The organism is Sunxiuqinia sp. A32, assembly GCF_052690465.1.
Map to the genome: position 1 here is coordinate 73,663 of NZ_JBQYLI010000018.1, position 24,820 is coordinate 98,482.

Annotated in this window: 12 protein-coding genes; all 12 read left to right on the forward strand. The window is 38.3% G+C overall.

The genetic code is table 11. The annotated features are described in order from the left end of the window. Position 1 precedes the first annotated feature (1 nt). Complete coding sequence (locus tag ACUNWD_RS16845; RefSeq protein WP_445589014.1) at positions 2-1,930, forward strand: RagB/SusD family nutrient uptake outer membrane protein; 1,929 nt, start codon at positions 2-4, stop codon at positions 1,928-1,930. A gap of 42 nt (positions 1,931-1,972) precedes the next feature. Then, entirely contained in the window at positions 1,973-3,139 is a 1,167-nt protein-coding gene (locus tag ACUNWD_RS16850; protein WP_445589015.1) for a DUF5000 domain-containing lipoprotein, read from the forward strand. A 30-nt stretch (positions 3,140-3,169) separates the two neighbouring features. Continuing rightward, positions 3,170-4,366: a DUF4998 domain-containing protein gene (locus ACUNWD_RS16855; protein ID WP_445589016.1), complete on the forward strand. Its 1,197-nt coding sequence runs from the start codon at positions 3,170-3,172 to the stop codon at positions 4,364-4,366. A 248-nt stretch (positions 4,367-4,614) separates the two neighbouring features. Next, entirely contained in the window at positions 4,615-8,307 is a 3,693-nt protein-coding gene (locus tag ACUNWD_RS16860; protein ID WP_445589017.1) for a family 78 glycoside hydrolase catalytic domain, read from the forward strand. Positions 8,308-8,556: 249 nt separating this feature from the next. Further along, the gene (locus ACUNWD_RS16865) at positions 8,557-11,796 is read left to right on the forward strand and encodes a glycosyl hydrolase (protein WP_445589018.1); all 3,240 of its coding nucleotides are present in this window, start codon (positions 8,557-8,559) and stop codon (positions 11,794-11,796) included. Positions 11,797-11,818: 22 nt separating this feature from the next. After that, on the forward strand, positions 11,819-13,594 hold the full coding sequence (locus ACUNWD_RS16870; protein WP_445589019.1) for an alpha-L-rhamnosidase-related protein: 1,776 nt from the start codon (positions 11,819-11,821) through the stop codon (positions 13,592-13,594). Between the two features lie 38 nt (positions 13,595-13,632). After that, positions 13,633-16,314: a glycoside hydrolase family 78 protein gene (locus ACUNWD_RS16875; RefSeq protein WP_445589020.1), complete on the forward strand. Its 2,682-nt coding sequence runs from the start codon at positions 13,633-13,635 to the stop codon at positions 16,312-16,314. 342 nt (positions 16,315-16,656) lie between these two features. Beyond that, complete coding sequence (locus ACUNWD_RS16880; RefSeq protein WP_445589021.1) at positions 16,657-17,241, forward strand: RNA polymerase sigma-70 factor; 585 nt, start codon at positions 16,657-16,659, stop codon at positions 17,239-17,241. Between the two features lie 84 nt (positions 17,242-17,325). Beyond that, positions 17,326-18,327, forward strand: a complete 1,002-nt coding sequence (locus tag ACUNWD_RS16885; protein ID WP_445589022.1) for a FecR family protein — start codon at positions 17,326-17,328, stop codon at positions 18,325-18,327. 137 nt (positions 18,328-18,464) lie between these two features. Continuing rightward, positions 18,465-21,938, forward strand: a complete 3,474-nt coding sequence (locus ACUNWD_RS16890) for a TonB-dependent receptor (RefSeq protein WP_445589023.1) — start codon at positions 18,465-18,467, stop codon at positions 21,936-21,938. A 20-nt stretch (positions 21,939-21,958) separates the two neighbouring features. Beyond that, entirely contained in the window at positions 21,959-23,566 is a 1,608-nt protein-coding gene (locus ACUNWD_RS16895; RefSeq protein ID WP_445589024.1) for a RagB/SusD family nutrient uptake outer membrane protein, read from the forward strand. 34 nt (positions 23,567-23,600) lie between these two features. Then, a complete protein-coding gene (locus tag ACUNWD_RS16900) occupies positions 23,601-24,776 on the forward strand; it encodes a hypothetical protein (RefSeq protein WP_445589025.1) in 1,176 nt (391 codons plus the stop codon). The last annotated feature ends 44 nt before the right edge of the window (positions 24,777-24,820 follow it).

Consider the following 24,820-nt stretch of genomic DNA (forward strand, 5'->3'; position numbering starts at 1 on the left):
TATGAAAAAGATACATAAGATAATAATCGCATTTTCCTTCCTACTTGGTTTAGGTTCATGTAATTACCTTGATATTGTTCCAGACAATGTTGCTACAATAGATTATTCTTTTCGAAACAGGGCAGCTGCCGAAAAGTATTTATATACATGTTATAGTTATCGTCCGGCGATCGGTGCGGTCGATTGGGATCCTGCAATGAACGGTGGCGATGAAACATGGCAGCGTTATACAACTGGTGGATGGCCTACTTTTGCTAACTCAAATATTGCTCGTGGATTTCAATCATTAACAAATCCGATTATTAATTTTTGGGATGGAGAAAATGGAGGACGACCATTGTTTCGTGGTATCAGGGATTGTAATATTTTCCTTGAAAATATTGATAAGGTTCTGGATATTACTGAATACGAAAAAACAAGATGGACTGCGGAAGTTAAATTTCTGAAAGCTTATTACCATTATTCTCTTTTTAAAGCTTATGGCCCTATTCCGATAATTGATGCAAATATGCCTATTTCATCCGGAGTTGATGAGGTTCAGGTATATCGTGAGCCGGTAGATGCAGTGGTGGAATATATTTCTAGTCTGATGGCTGAGGCAGCTTTGGATCTTCCAAATGCGGCTGATGTAATTGAAGGTACTGAAGCAGGTAGGGTTGACAAACTTGCCGCATTGAGTATGCGTGCTGAACTTTTGCTTTTCGCAGCAAGTCCTTTGTTTAATGGAAATACCGATTATGCAAGTTTGATTGATAATAGGGGAGAGGCGTTATTCCCACAAACCTATGACGAAAACAAATGGAAAATTGCAGCTGAAGCTTGTAAACAAGCTATCGATTCGTGTCACATGCAAAACAAAGCGTTGTATGATTTAATCGATCCGATGGTTGCAGGAGCTCCTGAGCCGTTCCAGTTACAGACTACTTATCGTCAGGCTATTTGTGATCGCTGGAATAAAGAGTTGATTTGGGGAAGTACAAATTATGACTGTGGGTACCTGGCGAAAAATGCGACACCAAGACTTGTTCGGTTCACTCCTGAGAGACTAAATGATGCTACAAGTGAATGGGCTCCAACCATGAAGATGGTTGAAAATTATTATTCAACTAACGGAGTTCCAATCGATGAAGATATTGAATGGCAAAATGGCGGATGGTATAGTAATCGATTTAAAGTAAGAGATGAACCGTCAGAAGGAGAAGAAGTGTACTATGTAAAAGAAGGTGAGAAAACAGCTTATTTGCATTATAATCGTGAACCTCGTTTCTATGCAAGTTTAGGATTTGACAAGGGAATTTATTTTGGTAATGGCTATTATGAATTTCCTGCAACAGTCAAATATTGCGATTTCTTAAACTTCGGTTTCTCCGGATGGCAAGGTGGTAGTGGTTATTCTGCTACAGGATATGCTGTTAAAAAGATGCACAATTTTAAAAATGCACAAACTTCATCCTCTACAAGTGTAGAATACTTTCCATTCCCAATTATGCGTTTGGCGAATCTCTATTTAATGTATGCCGAAGCATTGAATGAGGCTAATGGACCAAGTGATGAAATTTTCACCTATCTGGATGCGATCAGGGCTCGTGTTGGACTTGACGGAGTTAAAGAGTCTTGGCAGAATTTTTCAAACAAGCCAAACAAGCCAGATACAAAAGAAGGATTGCGTCAGATTATTCGTCAGGAAAGGACAATTGAATTAGCCTTTGAAGGAAAACGTTTTTGGGATATTCGTCGCTGGAAGGAAATTGAAGTCCTGAACGATCAACCAATGGGATGGAATATCTTGGGTGAGACCAATGAGGACTTTTATAAAGTAATTCCATTAGCTCAAGTTCCTGTGAAATTTACTGTTAAAGATTATTTCTGGCCGATTAAAGAATCAAATTTGACGGTTAATAAAAATCTAATTCAGAATTATGGATGGTAATAATCATCGGTCAATTATTGAAAAATATAAATAGATGTAAAAATGAAGTATAATATTTTCATATATATAGTTCTTGGGTTCTTTGTATTTGCATGTAATGAAGAACCGATTGGTCAACAACCTCTCGATCAAATACCTCCTGGACCTGTATCGGATGTTAAAGTTGAAAATACTCCGGGTGGAGCAATTTTAACCTATACTTTGCCTACAGATGAAGATCTTCTGTATGTAAAGGCTGTCTATTCTTTAAGAGATGGAGTCGAGAGTGAAGTGAGATCTTCCCTGTATAAGGATACATTGAAAATTGCAGGATTCGGAGATATGCAAGAGAGACAGGTGAAACTTATTGCTGTTGATCGAAGTCGAAATGAATCACAAGAAACAGTTGCCACAATTAATCCACTTGAACCAACTGTAATTACGATGGGAAATACATTGAATTTGGTTGAAGATTTTGGAGGTGTGCATGGTTATTGGGAGAATCCAACCCGGGCTGAAGTATCAGTTGTAATTCTTAAGGAAGATAACAATAAAGAGTATGTTCCAATTGAGACTTTTTACAGCACAATGGTCGATGGCGAAGGTACTAGCAGAGGAATGGATACAATCCCTGCAAACTTTGGAATTTATGTTCAGGATCGTTGGGAAAACCAAAGTGAAACAAAATATTTCACGTTGACACCTATTTATGAGACCATGTTTGATCGGTTAAAATTTAAAGTGGTGGATCTTCCTGGTGATGCAGGGCATGTTGGCGGTTGGGAAAAATCAAGAATGTTTGATGGAGAGATGGGTAATAATGGATACAGTTCTCCTGGGGGAACCGGTGTCTGGCCTCATTCTGTAACGATTGACCTTGGTGTTACAGGAAAACTTAGTCGTTTGAAATTGTTCCAACGCTTAGGGCCATACATTTTCTCAGAGGGTAACTTGCGGAAATTTGAAGTTTGGGGATGCCAAACGCTTGATCCTTCAGGTGACTGGGATAGTTGGACCAAGATGATGGACTGTACTTCGATAAAACCATCAGGATTGCCAATATTGGAAAATTCGAATGAAGATATAGATCGGGCTGTTAATGGGGAGGATTTCATAAATTCTCCAATGAATCCAGCTGTTCGATACATTCGTATTTTGGTAAATAGAACCTGGCAAGGTGGAGATAATTTTCAAATATCAGAATTGCAATTCTTTGGTGATAACAGGTGATATTTTAATGGTTTATTTTAAAAAAAGTATATGAAACAATCATATTATAATAAATATCGAAGCTTGCTTGAAAATAAAGCCATGCAAGCCCCATCCGAAAAATTAAGAACATATTATTTACGGATGAAAATAAGCAATCTATATATTTTAGGTATTGTAATGTTGTTGATTTTTACTCAGTCATGTTCTAAAATGAATGATTTACATCAGCCATATTTAGACGAAGGAGAAATAATCTATGCAGCAAAAGTAGATAGTGTAACTCCTGGTACCGGAAAAAACCGGATTCAGCTTGAAATTTCAATTCTAACTCAAAGAATAGATTTCGTTCGTATTTTCTGGAATGATTATTTGGATTCAGTTGACGTTACAATTGGAAATACCCCTGGAGTTTATAAAACAGTCCTTACGGATATGGACGAACGGAGTTATATTTTTCAATTCGTAAGTTATGACGAGTTTGGAAATAAATCATTGCCCTTCGAAGTTACCGGAAAAGTATACGGAGATATTTATGAATCTAAACTTGTATCAAGGTCCGGTAAGATTGTGAGTTCGGTTAATGGTTTAGTAGTAAATTTCTCATCTGCACCTGAGGGTAATGTGGCAACAGAAATGAACTACACGAATACCTCCGAGGAATCAGTTGTGGTTAGCATCCCTGCAGCAGATAACACTTATATTATTACAGATAATAAATTGGATAGTGAATTTACATTTTCCTCAACGTATTCTGCTGAAAATGGGATTGATATGTTTTATAGTTCAAACTATTCTCTGAGTGGACCCTTTAAATTTGATGTTAGTGACTTGTCAATAATTGACTATTCAACTACCCATCCTGGAGGTGACAATAATGTAAGTAATATCATTTCCGGAGACGAAGGAGTTCGCTGGCATTCACTGGCCGGGGGATCATCCTATCCGCATTATGCCACCATCGATATGGGAGGCGAAAGAACGATCAGCAAATTGGGGATTTGGAGATCCATCTTTGACGGTGGTGGCGATAATCGGGCACCCGATCAAATCCAACTATTCGTAAGTATGGATAATGAAAATTGGTCAGATATTGGTTTGGGGTTAACTCCATTTAATCGATTTATTAATGGTGAGCAGTTTTTTGAATTTCCCAATACAGTCCAAGCTCGGTACTTGAAATTTGTAGCAGTATCCGGACCTGAAAATAATATGGTTTTAGGTGGTATCAATATCTATGGTTTTTAGAGTGTTGATATTACTTTTATAAGTACATATTTCTAATCGATATTATTAGGTGGAGTCATATGATTCCACCTAATTTATTCATTAAGATTGCAGGATGCCCAATAACTCGGATTCAGATTGGATTCTGTAATTCAAATTTATTTGTGAGCAATCCCAAATTTTGCTGGTTCTTCAGAAAGGTACGTCTTTGTTCAAGATGTTGATTTAACTAGTGTTAGCTATAGTTTCTGTAATTATATCCTATCAAAATGAAAATTTTAAAAAGATTAAATATACTATTGGGGATCGTCCTGATAATTACTCTTAATGGCGCATTTGCTTTTGCGCTGGAAGTGAAAAATCTGCGTACCGAATACTTAAAGAACCCAATCGGCATTGATGTGGTACAACCTCGGTTTAGCTGGGAAATAGAAGCAAGTGAGCGTGGCACAACTCAATCTGCATATGAAATTACGGTATCGAGGAGTAAAGATGGCTCAAATCCCATTTGGAATTCCGGTAAAATTGAATCAGACAGATCTGTGAATAACAAATATGAAGGAGAAGCATTGGCTCCTTCCACTCGGTACTATTGGCATGTTACTATTTGGGATAACACCAATAGAACATGTACTTCTACCGAAACAGCTCTATTTGAAACGGGATTATTCGGTTCGGGTTGGGGAGATGCCAAATGGATAAAATCGACCACTTTAAAACAAGGCGGCTTGAATGATCAATTGGATCGTACATCAATTGTTGATTATTCAATTTCAATGGACTTTGAAATTAATCAAATCGTAGCAGGGCCCTGTTTTTCAGTGACTGGTTCCGGCGATTTTTTTATGTGGCAGTTCAATCTTGCAACTGATGGTAAATCCGATAATACGGTGTATTTCCGGCCTCATCAGTGGAGAAATGGAGGAGTAAGCGTTATAAAAGAAGTTGAAATATCTGATAAAGTTAAAATTGAAAAGAATGTGATATATCATCTGAGGATTGATATCACTGGAAAAATTGCAACAACATATATCGATGATATTAAGATTGATGCAACTGAAAACCCCACTGGAGAAAGCTTTGTTTGTGCAAATCTTGGATTTCGTCAGGCAAGAAGCGGTGCTGGAATTGATGAACAGGCATACTTTGACAATGTTAAAGTTACTACACTAATTGAGGGATCAGAAACAAATTTGTTTGAAGAGGATTTTTCGAATTCCGATTTTTCGTTTTCCGGAGGCCAGCTTATTGACGGGCGCTTATTTGTGACCTCAAGTGACAATATCGTATTTCAGGGTACAAGTGGAATTCCAATGTTCCGTAAGGAATTTAGTTTTGGTAAGGAAATAGAATCGGCTAAAATATATTCCTCTGCTTTGGGTGTTTATGATCTTTTTATTAACGGGAACAGAGTTGGAACGGCACTGGATGATAACATGGTTATTTACGATGAATTAAAACCGGGTTGGACCGATTATTTTAAAACCGCTCAGTATACAACGTATGATGTAACCCATCTGTTACAACCGGGTGAAAATGCAATTGGCGCGCAGGTTGCATCCGGGTGGTGGAAGGGTGGTGTTTCTCATGGTGAATACGGAAATCCCGATCTGAGTTTTATTGCGAAGCTTGTTATTCAATACGCCGATGGATCAACTGAAAATGTTGTTACAGATAATTCATGGCTGACAACCAACACTGGTCCAATACGCATGGCGGATATTTATAATGGGGAAACTTATGATGCACGAAATGAGATGGATTGTTATAGTGCTGGGTACGATGATGCAGAATGGTTTCAAACGATGATTTATAATGGATTTCAAGGTGAATTAAGAGCTTTCGCCGGAACGCCGGTGCAAGTTCGCTCTGAACTCGAGCTCGATCCAGTCATAACAACTGTTTACAATGGTCGGAAAGCAAATGGTACAACCCACGGAGAAATTAATAAGATTAGCGAAATTGAAGGTGTTGGGATTATTCAACTAAAAAAAGGTGAAACAGCAATTTTCGACCTTGGACAGAACATGGTGGGGTGGGTTAAATTCAACTTAAAAGGTGAACGAGGAACCCAGATGAAACTTCGATTTGGTGAAATGCTTAATGATTCAGGATCAATATCCAGAGGAAACGACGGACCCAAAGGAAGCATATATACTGCTAATCTGCGAAGTGCAAAAGCAACACTAAATTACATCTTAAAAGGAAGTGTTGAAGGCGAGTCATATCATCCTTCATTAACCTTTATGGGTTTTCGATACTGTGAGATAACCGCAACCCAAAATATTGAAATTTTATCGCTGGTTGGAGAAGTTGTTGGTTCAGTAAACGAAGAGGGATCTTCATTTTCGACGAGTAATCCCGACGTGAATAAATTGTATAGCAATGTGATTTGGGGGCAACGAAGTAATTTTTTAAGTATTCCAACAGACTGCCCTCAACGAGATGAACGTTTGGGCTGGACTGGAGATACGCAGATTTTTTCAAGAGCAGCAGCTTACAATGCTGATGTTGCAGCCTTTTTTCATAAATGGATGAGAGATATGAGAGATAGCCAACGGGAAGATGGTGCTTATCCGGATGTTGCGCCACATGCATGGGTTGGATACGGACAGGGTGCGTGGGCTGAAGCTGCCATTATTGTTCCGTGGAATATCTATCTCATGTATGATGATTTGGAGATCATAAAAGAAAATTATGAATCGATGGAGAAATATTTTGGATTTCTTGCCGCACAATCAGGCAATGGATATCAATATAATGGAGCTGGAACAAATTATGGAGATTGGGTATCTTATGAACCGACAGATAGCCGATATATTAGCGTTTGTTATTACGCTTATGCAGCTCAATTGATGTCAAAAATGTCTAAAGCACTAAGTTTTGATGATGGAGATTTTTACAGCAGTAAGGCAGAAGAATATAATTCGTTGTATGAAAATATTAAAACTGAATTTCAACGCAGGTATATTGAACAATCAGGTGTTTTAAAGGAAGTTTCTCAAACTGCTTATTTACTTGCACTGAAACTTGATTTATTTCCAACTGATAAAGCGAAAAAAGATGGATTGGATTATTTGGAAACGAGAATAGCCAATAATGGAAACAAGCTAAGTACAGGATTTGTAGGTACCGGTATTTTGAACCAAACGTTGAGTGAATTTGGAGCAAATAATACGGCCTATAATTTATTACTCCAGCGGAATAATCCATCCTGGTTGTATAGCGTTGATCAGGGTGCAACAACAATTTGGGAGAGGTGGGATTCATACACCATCGAGAAAGGCTTCCAGGACGTAGGTATGAATTCTTTTAATCACTATGCTTACGGTGCAGTATCAGAATGGATGTTTCGGTTTGTAGCGGGCATTGAGCCGGATGAATCCAATCCCGGATTCAAACAGATCATCCTTCAGCCGGTACTGGATACGAGAAAGGAATTGCCGCAAGGTCAGGATCGTATAACTTCAGTGTCGGCAAAATTCCATTCTTACTATGGCGATATTTTGAGTGAATGGAAGATTACGGAGGATAATTCTCTAACTTATATTACAACAGTCCCTGCTAATACAAAAGCAACGCTTTATTTACCGCAATCTTCTGACGGTATAGTTTATGAAGGTTCTGTTCTTGCCGAAAACACTGAAGGTGTAACCTTTGTAAAAAAGGAGAACGGAAAATTGGTTTACAATCTTGAATCTGGAACTTATACTTTTAAGATGAATGTTTTAACAGTAAATGTTAATGAAAAAAAAGAACTTAGAGAAAACTTCAAAATTTATCCAAATCCTGTCCATTCGGCCCTGCACATTGCGAATGAACCGACAAATTACATGATATCAAGTATGATTGGTGCCTTTGTAGATTCCGGAACAAGTGAAATTGTAAATGTGGAATACCTGCCTGATGGACTATATTTTATTCGTGTTGGAGATAAAGATCATAAATTCATAAAACTATAAATCCATCTAACGAATGCATCACTTTTTACCATTTTTATTGATTAATAATATCCAAAGCGTACTAAGTGATATGAGTAATTTGAGTAATTTCTTCATAAAATAGAGCGAGAAATGAATTGTATTGTAATGAGAAGCCATTGATATCACGGGATAGAGCAGGATGGGAATTTCCATATATTGTAATTAATTCGTTTTAGTAATCCATTTAAGGATTAATTGAACGATACAAACCAATAAACCTAAGTTTTCATGAAAAAATCAAGTTTGATATTCTTCTTTTTTGCGGCACTTTTTTTTGTTGCATGTGAATCGGGACAGGTAAAATTATCAGAGGAAACTCTTGAAACAGGATTTATTACTCCACCTGGCTCTATTCAGACTAGTGTTTACTGGTATTGGATTTCCGACAATATTTCCAAAGAAGGGGTGATTAACGATCTTCACGCGATGAAAAAGGCTGGAATTAACCGGGCTTTTATTGGAAATATAGGACTTGCTGATATTCCTTATGGAAAAGTAAAAATGCTCAGTGACGAATGGTGGGATATCCTGCATGCAGCACTGAAAACAGCCACTGAGCTAAATATTGAAATTGGTATTTTCAACTCTCCGGGCTGGAGCCAGTCTGGTGGCCCGTGGGTTGGAGCCGATGCGGCAATGCGCTATCTGACCGCTTCGGAACTACGTGTGAAAGGTCCACAAAAGCTCAGCCAAAAACTGAATAAGCCAATTGATATTTTTCAGGATGTGAAGGTTATAGCCTATCCTGTTCCTAAAGATGATCAGTTAGCTTTGAATAGTCAAAACAGCTTGATTACCTCGGTACCACGTATTCCCGATCTGGCAAAAATTGTGGATGGTGATCATAAAACCGGAATTCGTTTTCCTGAAGGAAATGAATTTGTTGTTGATCTGGAATCACAAACTCCATTTACAACACGAAGCCTTTCGGTTCGTCTTTCCGAAAATCCATTAAATACAGCTGCGCTTCTTCAGGCAAAAGTGGCGGATGGAACCTTTCGTACTATTTCAGCGTTTCAAATCAACAGGTCTAACCCGGCGTTAAATGTAGGATTTGAACCTTTCGCTCCTGTGGTGGTATCGTTTCCTGCAACAACAGCAACCTGTTTTCGGTTAGTTCTAAAAAATACCAATCCAGGTAGCGGCCTTGCAGAAGTTGTTTTGGCTGCAGCTCCCCGTGTTGAGCGTTTTGCCGAGAAGACTTTGGCCAAGATGCATCCAACACCACTACCTTATTGGCACGATTACCAATGGTCGCCACAACCGGAACCCAACGATCAGGCAACGGTCATTGACGCTTCAAAAGTGATTGATATTTCAAAAAACTTATCTGCTGACGGCACACTTACCTGGGAGGTTCCTGAAGGTGAATGGGTCATTTTGCGAACGGGGATGACCCCAACTGGCACGACCAATGCTCCTGCATCGCCAGAAGCTACCGGTTACGAAGTGGATAAGATGAGCAAAGAACACGTTGCCATGCATTTTGACGGGCATATGGGTGAAATACTGAAACGTATTCCCGAGGCAGACCGGAAAAGTTTTAAAGTCGTGGTTCAGGACAGTTACGAAACGGGGGGACAGAATTTTACCGATGGTTTTATATCCGAATTCAAACAAAGATATGGTTATGATCCGGTGCCTTACCTTCCGGTATACCAAGGGAAAGTTGTAGGTAGCGAAATCGCTTCCGACCGTTTTCTGTGGGATGTGCGTCGCATGGTGGCAGACAAGGTTGCCTACGATTATGTTGGCGGTTTAAGAGATGTTAGTCATAAGTATGGCCTGCACACCTGGCTGGAGAATTACGGACACTGGGGGTTTCCGGGCGAGTTCCTGATGTATGGCGGCCAGTCTGACGAAATTGGAGGCGAGTTCTGGAGTGAAGGTGAACTTGGTGATATTGAGAATCGCGCAGCTACTTCGTGTGGTCACATCTATGGTAAAACAAAAATTTCTGCCGAATCAAACACTTGTGCGGGCAATCCATTTAGTCGCTATCCGGGAACAATTAAACAGCGGGGCGATCGCTTTTTTGCTGAAGGAATCAACAATACACTTTTGCATGTTTACATTACCCAACCCTATGAAGACAAAAATCCTGGGATGAACGCCTGGTTTGGTAATGAGTTTAACCGTAAAAATACCTGGTTTTCGCAGATGGATGTGTATACCCAATACCTTAAGCGGACTAATTACATGCTTCAGCAAGGATTGAATGTAGCCGATGTGGCTTATTTTATTGGTGAAGATGCCCCCAAGATGACGGGAGTGGCTGATCCTGCTCTTCCTGTTGGCTACCAGTTCGACTATATGAATGCTGAAGTGATTGAAAAATACATGACTGTGAAAGATGGGCTGGTTACATTGCCTCACGGAACCCAATACCGGATTTTGGTTTTGCCTAAGCTGGAAACGATGCGACCAGAGCTATTGGCTAAAATTAAACAGTTAGTGAATGATGGAGCTGTTGTAATGGGCCCTGCCCCAAATCGTTCTCCAAGTTTGCAAAATCAGCCGGAAGCAGATCAGCAGATCCAGAAAATGGCTGCTGAGTTGTGGGGAGATGTTGATGGCATAAGCGTAAAATCAAAGAAGTTTGGAGATGGAATGATTTTGAACGGAATGAGCATGGAAGAAGCTTTTGCGTTGATCAATTGTATTCCTGACTGTAAATTGCCCAATGACCGCACAATCCATTATGGTCACCGTAGCATTAAAAACGGTGAAATCTATTTTGTTTCGAACCAAACATCAGAAACCAAACTGGTTACACCCGAATTCCGGGTGACGGGTTTACAGCCTGAGCTTTGGGAAGCTACGACTGGGTATATCCGAGACTTGAAAGCATTTGTACCAAAAGAGAATGGGACTGCAGTTCCTTTGAAATTAGCCCCTTATGAGAGTGTGTTTGTCGTTTTCAGAAGACAGACCAAGCAGGCTTCAGAAAGCGGAGTGGAAGCCAATTATCCGAAACCGTCAATAATCGCAGAATTGAAAGGACCGTGGACTGTTCAGTTTGATGCGTTACAACGAGGACCGGAAGAACCGGTAGTTTTCGAGACTCTTCAGGATTGGACAGCATCAGCTGACGACCGGATCAAATACTATTCCGGAACAGCTGTTTATACCGGTAAATTCAATATGGATCAAATTGCTGATGAAAAACAGGTGATTATTGATCTGGGCAAATTTACCGCGATGGCCAAAGTTGCGGTAAACGGCACGTATGCAGGTGGTTTGTGGACAGCTCCTTATCAGCTTAATGTTACGAAATTAGTTAATGCAGGCGAAAATGAACTGACGATAGAAGTCGTTAATACCTGGGTGAATCGGTTGATTGGTGATCAAAAAATACCTGAGAATCAGCGGCAGACCTGGTGTCCGGTCAATCCATATAAGGCTGACAGCCAACTGCAACCTTCCGGTTTATTTGGGCCGGTTTCAATTTTATCTGTACAGTACTAATTTTTCAATCCAATTAAAGAAAATGAAATTATTACGATTATTAACTTTTATGTTTTTGATCCTGACGGCAGGTGTTGCAATGGCACAATTACCACCAGTATTCAATAAGCAGGAAACTACTAAAATACGTTCTACCGGTTTGACCCGGAAATACCTCACTGCAGAACGCATTGTCTGGCTTTCAGATTCGTCAGGCGAACAAGTTCAAAATGCGGAAAGTATCTTGAATCCGGGAATTGGACAGGCTGATTTAAACGGTGGTAATTACCTGACACTAATTAGTGATTCTATTTCAAAATCAGGTATCATTCTTGATTTTGGGCGTGAAATTCATGGGGGACTTGAAATTATCACCAGTATAAGTAATCAAAATCCAGCTGGTCGTGTTCGGATTCGCTTTGGCGAATCAGTTGGTGAAACGATGAGTGATGCAGGTGTTGAGGGTGCTACAAATGATCATGCGATGCGCGATTTTACGGTTACTTTACCCTGGTTAGGCCGCTTGGAAGTAGGAAATTCCGGGTTCCGTTTTGTTCGTATTGATTTGGTTGATCCTGATACAAAGATTGTGCTGAAAGAAGTAAGCGCCATTTTTACTTATCAGGATGTTCCTTACCTGGGCTCATTCAGTTGTAATGATGAGAGACTAAATCAGATTTGGATGACAGGTGCATATACTGTCCATTTAAACATGCAGGATTATCTCTGGGATGGAATTAAACGTGACCGTTTAGTCTGGGTAGGGGATATGCATCCTGAAGTGATGACTATCAATACTGTATTTGGGAACAATGGCGCAGTACCTAAAAGTCTTGACCTGGCGAGAGAGTTGACTCCGCTACCTAATTGGATGAATGGTATCAGTTCCTATTCAATGTGGTGGATTTTAATTCAGCGCGATTGGTATTTTTATCAAGGAGATTTTGAGTACCTCTCACAGCAGAAAAGTTACCTAACTGCATTGTTGCATCTTCTTGCAACAAAAATTGATTCTTCAGGAAAGGAAACCCTGGATGGTATGCGGTTTCTGGATTGGCCTTCCAGTGAGAATCAGGATGCTGTTCACGCCGGCCTGCAATCAATGATGGTGATGACTTTTCAGGCAGGAGAAGAACTCTGCACGCTATTGGATGATAAGGAAACAGCTAATATCTGTCGGTTGTCAGTTGAAAAACTTAAAAATCATATTCCGGAGATGGCGGGCTCGAAACAGGCAGCAGCTTTGCTCTCCTTGTCAGGTTTAGTTTCTGCAGAAAAGGCTAATGCTGAAGTTTTGGCGAAGGATGGAGTTCACAATATGTCAACTTTTTATGGTTATTATATGCTGAAGGCGCGTGCAATGGCGGGTGATTATCAAGGTGCGATTGAGAATATCCGCAACTATTGGGGATGCATGCTTGATCTTGGAGCGACAACATTCTGGGAAGATTTCAATATTGAATGGATGGATAATGCTGCTCGAATCGATGAAATAGTCCCTGAAGGGAAAGTTGATGTTCATGCAGCTTATGGCGATTATTGCTATAAAGGATACCGACATAGTTTTTGCCATGGCTGGGCTTCTGGTCCGACTTCCTGGCTAACTCAATATGTGTTAGGGGTAAGTGTAATGGAGCCTGGTTGCAAAAAAATTAAAATCGAACCGCACTTGGGCGATTTACAATGGGTAGAAGGTAGTTTCCCTACTCCGTACGGTGTTGTAAAAATAAGTCATGTGAAGCAGCCGGATGGTTCTATAAAATCAAAGATTGATGCGCCTCTTGGTGTTGAGGTAATTGATGTTAAGAATAAAATGTAGATATTTAAAATACGAATTCAATTCATAAAGTCTGAAAAATGAAAATTAAACTCCTCTATTTAGCATTGTTTGTATTTCAACTTATAGCTGTTCAAGCACAAGTTGCTAGTTTGCGTTGCGAATATTTAACGAATCCTTTGGGAATAGATGAACCTTCTCCACGTTTTACCTGGCAAATAGCTGATAGCCGCCCTGGTGCAAAACAAACTGTATATCAAATAGTGGTAGGTACTGATTCTGCAGATGTTGCAAATGGACACGGGAATTATTGGGATACTCAAAAAGTTAATTCAGACCAAATGCTTGTTCGTTATGAAGGGAAAAAGCTTGTCCCATTTACTAAATATTATTGGCGTGTTTTAAGTTGGGACAATGATCAAGCAATGACATCCTCTGCTATTGTTACTTTTGAAACTGGTATGATGGACGTGGAGAATTGGAAGGGAAGTTGGATTTCGGATACTTATAACTTTAATGCAAAAGCAGCTCCTTATTTTCGAAAAGAATTTTTTTTAGACAAAAAGGTGAAATCAGCCCGAGCCTATATAGCAGTGGCAGGTTTGTATGAGTTGACTTTGAATGGCAAGAAAGTAGGTAACCATCGTTTGGATCCGATGTATACGAGATTCGATCGTCGAAATTTATACGTGACATACGATATTACCAACCAATTAAATGAGCAGGAGAATGCTGTTGGTGTTTTACTGGGAAATGGTTGGTACAATCATCAGTCTACTGCTGTTTGGTATTTCGATAAAGCACCATGGAGAGCTCGGCCAAAGTTCTGTATGGATATCCGAATTACTTATGAAGATGGTTCTCAAGAGACCATTGGCAGTGGAGTAGATTGGAAAACAGCACTAAGTCCGGTTATTTTTAACAGCATTTACACAGCTGAACACTACGATGCCCGAAAAGAAATTGATGGATGGAATATGCCAGGTTTTGATGATTCAAAATGGAGAACTTCGATGGCAACGGGATCGCCCTCTAAAAACATCGTTTCTCAAACTATGGTTCCTGTTCGCAATGTAAAAGAACTGTCTGCAAAAAGTATGAAAAAATTAGATGAGAACACTTACTTGTTTGATTTTGGTCGAAATATTTCTGGCGTTACTAAAATTACAGCAAAAGGTGAAGAAGGAACTACGGTTCGTTTAAAGCATGCTGAGCGACTCGCCGAAAATGGTTATGTCGATCAGTCGAATATTGATGTTCACTATCGGCCAACTGACGATTCTGATCCCTTTCAAACGGATATCCTGATTTTAAGCGGGACCAAGGAAGATACTTTTATGCCACGTTTTAATTATAAAGGTTTTCAATACGTGGAAGTTACCTCTGATAACTCGATTGAGTTAACGAAGGAAAGTTTAAAAGCTTATTTTATGCACAGTGACGTTGACTCTGTTGGAAAAATACATTCATCAAATGAAACTTTAAACAAGACTTGGCAGGCTGCAAATAGCTCTTATTTATCCAATCTATTTGGCTATCCTACCGATTGTCCGCAAAGGGAAAAGAATGGCTGGACAGGAGATGCTCATATAAATATTGAAACAGGGCTGTATAATTTTGATGCCATAACTGTATATGAGAAGTGGATGGCAGATCATCGTGATGAGCAACAACCGAATGGAGTATTACCTTCGATTATTCCGACAGACGGTTGGGGGTATGAATGGGGCAATGGGCCTGACTGGACCAGTACAATTGCTATTATTCCCTGGAATGTTTACTTGTTTTATGGTGATCAGAAGATACTTGAAGATAATTACGACAACATCAAGAGATATGTGAATCACATTGATGAAAACTGGCCTTCCGGAATAACTGATTGGGGATTGGGCGACTGGGTGCCCGTTAAATCTAAAACACCAAAAGAGTTTACTTCTTCTGTTTATTATTATGTGGATGCACTGATTTTAGCAAAAACTGCAAGATTGTTGGAAAAAAATGAGGACAGTAAAAAATACTTTGCTTTGGCGGAGAAGATTAAAAATGCAATAAACAAAAAATACCTGGATAGGGAAGCCGGTATTTATGGTACAGGATTGCAAACCGAATTAAGTGTTGCTTTGCAATGGGGAATTGTGCCTGAAGAGTTTATTCAGAAAGTAGCAGGTAATCTTGCCAAACGTGTTAAAGCTGATAATAATCATATTGATGTGGGCTTGCTGGGAACAAAAGCAATATTAAATGCATTGAGCGAAAATGGGTATGCAGATTTGGCATACAATGTTGCTTCGCAAGAAGATTATCCGTCATGGGGTTGGTGGATTGTGAATGGTGCAACTACTTTTTATGAGAACTGGCCGTTAGATGCAAACAGTGATATTTCAATGAATCACATCATGTTTGGCGAAATAAATGCCTGGTATTACAAAGCCTTAGGTGGTATTTTCCCAGATGAGGATGATCCTGGGTTTAAAAATATTATACTGAAACCGAATTTCGTTTCTGGGTTGAGCCATTTTGAAGCCAGGCATGAAGGACCTTATGGAACTATTTTATCATCCTGGAAAAAACGTGGAGATAAAATAGAGTATAAGGTAACAGTTCCAGCAAATAGTAAAGCGACCCTTTATCTTAGTGGTAAGAAAATATCTAAGGATGGAGTTTCTTTGACAAAATTTTCAAAAGTAGAAGTTGAAGCGAAAGCAGATAATCAATTTTTAATAAAATTAGACTCAGGTAGTCATATATTTAATATTCGTTAAATAGAAATGGCAATGCTTATTCATGATAAATGTCATTATTTTTAGTAGACGTTTTGTATTATTCAGCATTTATTTTTGTAGAATAAATACTAAAAACAGCTCGATTTATTAAATGCTATAGCACTGTATAAGTGCTATTTCTATTAAAATATAGCTATTTAATGAGTTGTTTTTGTGGTATATATGGAGTTTTATTATTATTTGCTTATTTGTTTAATTTTGTGTAAATATGTTAAAATTTGTAAAATTTCATATTTGCTGTATATAATTTTGTTGGTAAATGTTGTGATCAATAATATGTTTTTGTCATATCTTTGTTCAATTCTTTAGAATTCTTAGTGCATGCAAATAACACAGGAAATTGATGATAATAAACTTGCAAAGTTGGTGAATAAAGGATCAAAAGATGCTTTTGCCCAACTTTACAATCGCTATAGCGGACGGATTAATCGATTTGCTTGTGGCTACTTAAAATCGGATCATGAAGCAGAAGAGCTTGTGCAAGACGTATTTCTCAAAATTTGGAATAAAAGGGAAAGTCTTGATGGTTCTCAAAACGTTAAAGCTTTTATATTTAAAATTGCTGTCAATACAATTTACGATTTTATACGCAGAAAGAATTTAGAATTGGCCTTTCATGAATTTACCGCTGGAAAATCATCTGCATCAGATGAGACGTGGGACGAGGTTGTTTATAACGATATGTTATCTCAAGTCCGTTCGCTTATGGCTCAAATGCCAGAGCAACGTCAAAAAATATTTAAGTTGAGTAGAGAAGTGGGGTTAACCAATGATGAAATTGCGGAAAAACTGGGGTTGTCAAAACGAACAATTGAAAACCAGTTATACCGTGCAACTGCTTTTTTGAAGAAGGAATTAACCCTTGATTCTGGTTTCGCATTTTTATTTTTTTACTTGTTTTGCTAGTACTCTTAATTTTTGTTAATTTTTTTTTGTTTAGGAGTGAGTAAAACATTTTTGCCACACGTATTACATCTAAAAAAACAAAGGATGATGAGTGAGGGCTTAAATAATAAACTGGAAAAATTACGCTCAGGAAAACTACAAGAGGCTGAGCGTAAAAAATTATTGGCAGTCTTCCATGTGGAGGGGATGGAATATGATTTAAAAAAAGAGCTATTCAGTCAACTTGAAAAAACGGAAGATGTTAACGAAGACTCGAAGCAGGTACAGAGAGATTTTGACAAGCTTTGGGGAAAAATCGAATCAACTAAAAAATCTGAGAAGAAAAATTTCACAATAAATCTGGCGAGTGCATTAAAATTAGCTGCTGTTTTAGTTATCGGGTTTATAGTTGGCAATATTTTGCAGTTAGATTTTAATGGTGAAGAAGATACTACATACTTTACTGCAATTGCGCCTAAAGGATCTATTTCTGAAACAATCTTGCCAGATGGTACTCTGATCTATTTGAATGCAGGATCAGAAATAAAGTATACAGTTGGAAAAGAAACAAACAAACGAGAAGTGTATTTAAAAGGGGAAGCTTGGTTTGATGTTGAGAAATCAAAGGAAGTTCCGTTTATTGTTCATACATCTTTTTACGACGTAAAGGTAATGGGAACAGAGTTTAATGTTCGTGCATATCCGGAAGATGTCAATGTGGTCACTACTTTGGAAGAAGGTGAAATTAGAATTCAATCTACGGAGCAATTCAAAATTGAGGATGAAATCACACTGGTTCCGGGAGAACAATTAATATATAGTAAAGAGAAAAAATCTCTTGCCGTAAATAAAGTTAGAACTGAAAATTATTCTTCATGGAAAAACAATAAATTAATATTTATTAACATGAGCCTCGAAGAATTAATAGTTCTTCTTGAAAGGAAATATGGAATTGAGATTGTTGTACCTGATAAAAGTATTTTGAATTATCACTACGATGGTACAATTAAGAATGAAACTATAATAGAAGTTTTAAATATTTTGCAGAAAACGCTTCCTCTTCACTATGTAGTTAGAGGACAGGAAGTTGTGATCTATAAGAATTAATAAAAATTAGGAGGATGCTTATGTGAAAAAATCCGTTCTGTCTAAAAGCCGGAAAATGCTGTCACATTCCCCGGCAATTAAGTTTAATAACTGGTGCTGTCACACCAATTAATTATTAATCAACAACACCCAAATTTATGAAAAAAATTGAATGTACCTTTCCTGAGAAGCGAAGGGGGAAACAAAATTTGTTATTAAAAATGAAGCTGACCCTACTCATTTTATTGGTTTGCATTATGCAGGTTTCGGCCTCGGTGTATTCGCAAACAACAAAACTTACTTTCGATTTTGAAGGTAAAAAGGTTTCTGAAGTTCTTATCGAAATTGAAGAAGCTACAGACTTCCGGTTTTTCTATCAGCGAGAACAAGTTAACGTTGATAGAGTCGTTGATTTCAAAGCTAACAATAAGAGTGTAGATGAGATTCTATCCTTGTTGTTTGATAATCAAGATGTAAAATATAGAATCATGGATGGAAATTTGATCTTATTAACTTCTGGTGATGCAGAAGCCCAGCAAGGTCAAACTGTTCGTGGTAAAGTAACAAATAATCAAGGCAGTCCAATTCCTGGAGCAACCGTAGCTATTAAAGGAACAACAAAAGGTAATATTACTGATGTTGATGGGGAATATGTAATTTCAGACATTCCCGATGGAGCTGTACTTATTGTTTCTTTTGTTGGTATGTTAACTCAAGAGATTCCAATTAACGGGCAAGCTGTTATTGACGTGATCCTTGAAGAAAGTGTGATTGGTTTGGAAGAAGTGGTAGCGGTAGGTTATGGTACCATGAAGAAAAAAGATTTAACAGGTGCTGTTAGTAGTGTTGATGAAGAAAGACTGCTTGACAGACCTGCATTTAACGTGGCTCAGGCCCTTAGTGGTAAAGTGGCTGGTGTTAAAATTATTGAACGTTCAGGTGCTCCTGGTAGTGAGCCTATGATTCGTATTCGTGGTACAAACTCCATTAATGCAGCTACTAACGAACCATTATTTGTTGTCGATGGAGTTGTTGGTGTTAAAAATGCACTTCGTATTTTGAATCCAAATGAAATTGAATCGATGGACGTATTGAAAGATGCATCCGCTACAGCAATTTATGGTGCTCGTGGTTCAAACGGTGTAATCATTATCACAACTAAAAAAGGTCTTCAAGGAGATACTCAGGTTGAATATAACGGTTACGTTACCAGAAATACAATGGATAGATATTTCTACGTATTGGACGCAGAACAAATGATGTATGTTGTTACTCAAGCATGGATGAATGTTAAAAAGTATGCTACATCTCCAAACTGGCCTGCCCAATTTGATTATTCAATTGACGCTTCTGCTGCCGGACACAGTTATGCTCAAATGCCTCACCTTTTTGAGAAAGGAAGTTATTCTGTTCCTTTGATTGGCGATGATGGGCAAACATACCGCCCAAGGTTCGATACTAACTGGGAGCGTGAAATATTCAAACCTTCTACATCTACAAGTCACCAGTTAAATGTTCGTGGTGGAACAAAAGATTCACAGTTTGGTGTATTCTTAAATTATGGTGATGAAAACGGATTGTTGAAAGATTCAAAAATTGGACGTTATTCAGGTCGTATCACTACTGATTTGAAAGTGAACGATTGGTTAAAAGTAAGTGCTAACCTTGGAGTTAATAAGAATAAAGAATTTTATAATGACGTATCTTACTTTAGCGGTGGTATAGCACGTGCTGCTGTAGAGGCGTATTCAATCCTTCCTATCCAGTATCCTGATGATGCTAGTATCTATGGCAACTATGCGGGACAATGGTCGTCAAACGCTGACTTCCCTGCTGGTGAGACTCCTCATAACCCAGTTCATATTACAGAGGAAACAGAACGTTACAGAGATCGTACTCAAGTGACTGGTGATGTGACATTTAACTTCCAGATTACGGATGATTTGACTTTTAGATCAAACTTTGCTGTTGATTTAAATGGTGAAAAATATAATGAATACACTGGACGCAAAATTAACAACCGTGGTTCAGCTTATATCCGCAATGATAATTGGGTATACTGGCAAAATGAGAACTACTTTAACTACAATAAAGTATTTGGTGATCATTCTGTTACTGGTATGTTAGGTTTCTCATGGTCTGAAGAAAAGTATGAACGTTCGAATATGAGCAATAGTTATTACTTTGATGACTTTTACGGATGGCATAATATTGGACTTGGAACCGCAACCAGACCAGGTGTTCATAGTGAAGATGCAAGAAGTGCTTTGAATTCTTACTTTGCACGTGCAACTTATGGATTTAAGAACAAATACCTGTTTACTGTTACTGGTCGTGTTGATGGTTCTTCTAAATTTGGAGCAAATACCAAATACGGTTTCTTCCCTTCAGGTTCATTTGCATGGAGAATTAGCGAAGAAGATTTTGCAAAAAGTATTCCTAACTTATCAAATCTAAAACTTAGATTAAGTGTAGGTCAAACAGGTAACCAGGAGATTGGTAGTTATGTAACCCAAACTTTCATCGGTTCTACTAATGTTTCTTTGGGAGATGCGGTTTATCCTGGTCTTTTCCCAAATTCTGTTGGAAACCCAGACTTGAAATGGGAAACTACTACTCAATATAATGGTGGTTTGGATATCGGTTTATTCAATAGCAGAATCAATGCTTCATTTGAATATTACTATAAGCTAACTACCGACATGCTTCTTGATGTGCCACTTCCATTGTCAACGACTACAGGACAGGTTAAGAAGAATTATGGTGAAATTGAAAATACAGGTTTTGAATTTACCCTCGGAACTCATAATATCAAAAGCCGTGATTTGAACTGGTTTACTGATGTTACTTTTGCAACAAACAAAAACAAGATTAAACAACTTGGACCAACAGGTGCCGATATCTTACGTAACTATTGGGTAGGTGGTGCAAATACTATATTAAGAGAAGGCGAATCAGTTGCTTCTTTCTTTGGATTACATAGATTAGGAACATATAGTACTGAAGAGGCTTCTTTGGCTGCTCGTTATGGATTCGTTCCTGGTGACGTGAAATATGAAGATGTAAATGGTGATGGTGTTATCAGTTTTGTTGCTGATGGTGATGTTCTTGGTAGTGCTTTCCCAATCTTTGATATGGATATTAATAATAGTGTGACCTATAAGAATTTTGACTTCAGCATTGATATTAGAATATCATACGGAGCTAAGAAAGAAAATAGGACTAATCACTCATCTGAAGACCGTCAGGCAATGGCCAATGGTAAGAATTCAATCTTAGATGCTTGGCGTCCAGATCACCAAGATACCTATATCGGTCAAGTTCGTCCTGGTAATGGTGGTGCTTATTATCAAACTTATCCAGATACTCACTGGATCGAAGATGCTTCTTTTGTTAGAGGTGATGGTGCAACTTTAGGATATTCTTTTAATAACTCTTTCCTTGATAAAGTAGGATTGGATAAATTAAGAGTTTATGCTTCAGCTCGTAACTTCTTTGTAATCACTAAATATAGTGGGTATGACCCAGAAGGAAGTGATAGTGATAATATGGATGGAATTACTCCTGGTATGGATTTCTTTATGTATCCACGTCCAACAAGTTATACGTTTGGGGTAAATCTTATTTTCTAAGAACTTTAAAAAATTGAAAAATGAAATACACATTAATAATATTGCTTGGACTTATTGTACTGCTTAGTTCGTGCGAAAAGTTTCTGGAAGAGACTCCGACAGGATCTCTGACTGATGAATCCCAAATTACGAGTGCTGCGGGTGCCGATGCATTGGCTGTCGGTGCATATCGTGCCCTTCCATCATGGACAAATGGTGCTGTTTGGTGGGGTGGTAACCTTGCAGGCGCATTGGAATATGCAACCGGTAAAGCTTATTCTCAATACCAAGGTGCTGAATTATGGAAATTTGAACAAAATAGTGAAAGTGGTGAAAGTGAATATTTTATTCACCCATGGAATAACTGGTATCAGGGTGTACGTGATTGTAACCTGGCTATCAAGATGATTCCTGGTGTAACTGAGCTTTCTGATGTAGAAAAAGATAAGTTACTAGGTGAAGTAAGAACGATGCGTGCATTCTATTATTTCTGCTTGGTTCGTCATTATGGTGATGTTGTAATGAATACTGATATCTTAACTGATGTGACTTTGGCACAGCAGCCAAGAACCAGTCTGGTGAAGATTTATGATGACATTATTGTTCCTGATCTGGAATTTGCAGTTAATCAAACCGAACTGCCAGATGAACAATCTTCTATTGGTCGTGTAACTAAGCATGTTGCCAGAGCTATCTTGGCTGATGTTTATTTAACAATGTCTGGATATCCATATCAGGAAGCAGCTACTGATACTACTAAAAATTGGTGTACCGAAGGACTATGGTCTATGACTGAATATCCTGTTAATACCAGTAGTGCAAAAGCTTTACTTGAAAAGGCAAAAACGCAATTGGACTTTTTATACGGTAAATATGAGTTAGGTGATTTTGCTGATATTAGAAATCCTGAAATGGACAATAAAGGAGGAGCGATTTTCCAGGTTCAGTATACTGCCGGTACTCGAAACAATGGTATGATTTCAACAACACTTCCATTGGCGAGCCAGATCTCTCAATTTGGTGATGAAAATGGTACGGTGATTCCTAGTGTTGAATATTATAACTCTTACAACGCAGCTGATAAGCGTATCGGTGAAAGAGTATATTTCTTCTCTAGCGATAACAAATCAACTAAGTATGATTCGAACGAAGGTCCTGCAGCAAAATTTCCTGTAAACTTCCTATATAAATATTACGATACAAAAGCTATTAAAGAAACTGGTGAATCTGGTTTGAACTTCAATTTGTACCGTTATGCAGACATTTTGTTGATGCGTACTGAAGTATATTGGGCTTTAGGTCAGCATAATCAAAATGAAGTAGCAGGTATTAATGAGGTTCGTGAAAGAGCTGGATTATCAACGTTCTTGCCAGGAGATTTAACCTTAAAGGATATTTTAGCTGAGCGTGCGTATGAATTAGTATTTGAAAACAAAATGCTTTTCGACATGAGACGTACTCGTACTGCATTGATTGATGGCGGTGGTGAATTTGCTGGTGTTGAGAGTTTTGTTGGTCACCAACCTTCACATTTTAACTTTGAATTTAGTGCAAAACATTTATTAGCTCCGGTTTCATCAACTGAAATTGATAATAACAGAGAGTGTTTGCAGAACTATGGTTGGAATCCACAACAAGTGGGCCAATAAACAGTAAGATATTAATTTGATAAACATGCAAAAAATGAAAAAAATTATATCAATATTATGTGTGCTGGTAATAGCCGTAAGTTGTATTGAGCAACCCTATTATGAAATTCCTACTGATGAAAACGGAAATGTTTTACTCACTGGTGTTTCTTCAACAGAAACAGAAGGAATTAGCACATTAGATGAAAGCTTTACCGTTACAGCTCAATTTGCAACAGCAAAATCAGGAGATGTAATGAACGTGGAACTGCTAAAATTGCAAACTCCACCTAATGGGGGTGCAACAAAGCAATTGTTACCTTTAACTGGTACTCAAAAAACAGTTACTGTTGGTAGTGATCTAAAAGCAAGTGTTACTTACACAAGACAAGAAGCTCAGATGACACAAGAAGGTGACTATGCTACTGTAATTTTTGCCGGAGAATCTGACTATGCAAAACAAAGGGTAACAATGGAATTTGCGACTACTGCAACAAAACCAAAAGTTGGTGAGGTAACAGTTGATGTTGCTCGTACTCCTGAAACCGCTTATTTTGAGATTAGCGTTGATCCTAAATCAGCAGCATATTCAGGAAATTTGGTTGCAAAGCGTAAAAATGGTTCAAGTGCTGCTTGGGTAGAAGTTGCCGGATCTCCTTTTACTGGTTCAATGCCATTTATGGTACCTATTTCTGGTGATGACTTTGCTGCTGATAATGATACAATGATTTATTCATTTGTATCAACAGTTGGAAGTTATTCTGATGAAATTACAACTACCATAATTGTTAGAGATCCTTACTTATACATTAAGCGTTCTGCAACTTTGAATATGGGTGGATCTTCTGCAGGAAGAAACCTATTGGTAAATGGAGCAGTTGCTGCTGATGATGCAATGGCAATGGTAGCTATCTCTGGTGGTTCACTTCTTATACAAGGTGGATCAGAATATCTTGCTGGTGGTAATACAATTGAGTTTGTACCTGGTACTGCAAATCTTTATGATTTGAACAATGCTACAAACATCAAAGCGACTTATGACGCTGGTACTCCAACAGCTTCTGCTGATCCTGTATCAGGTGATTATTTCATCTTTAAAGCTGTTACCGGACCTGATGCCGAAGATGTATTCTACGGTATGATGAAGTTAACTAATGTTACTCCAGGTGCTTCAGTTTCATTTGAATATAAGATTGGTGATCAATATGCTCACCTAGCTGTAATTGAATAGTATCTCTTTAAGAGCACTGTGACTTTGGTTGCAGTGCTCTTTTT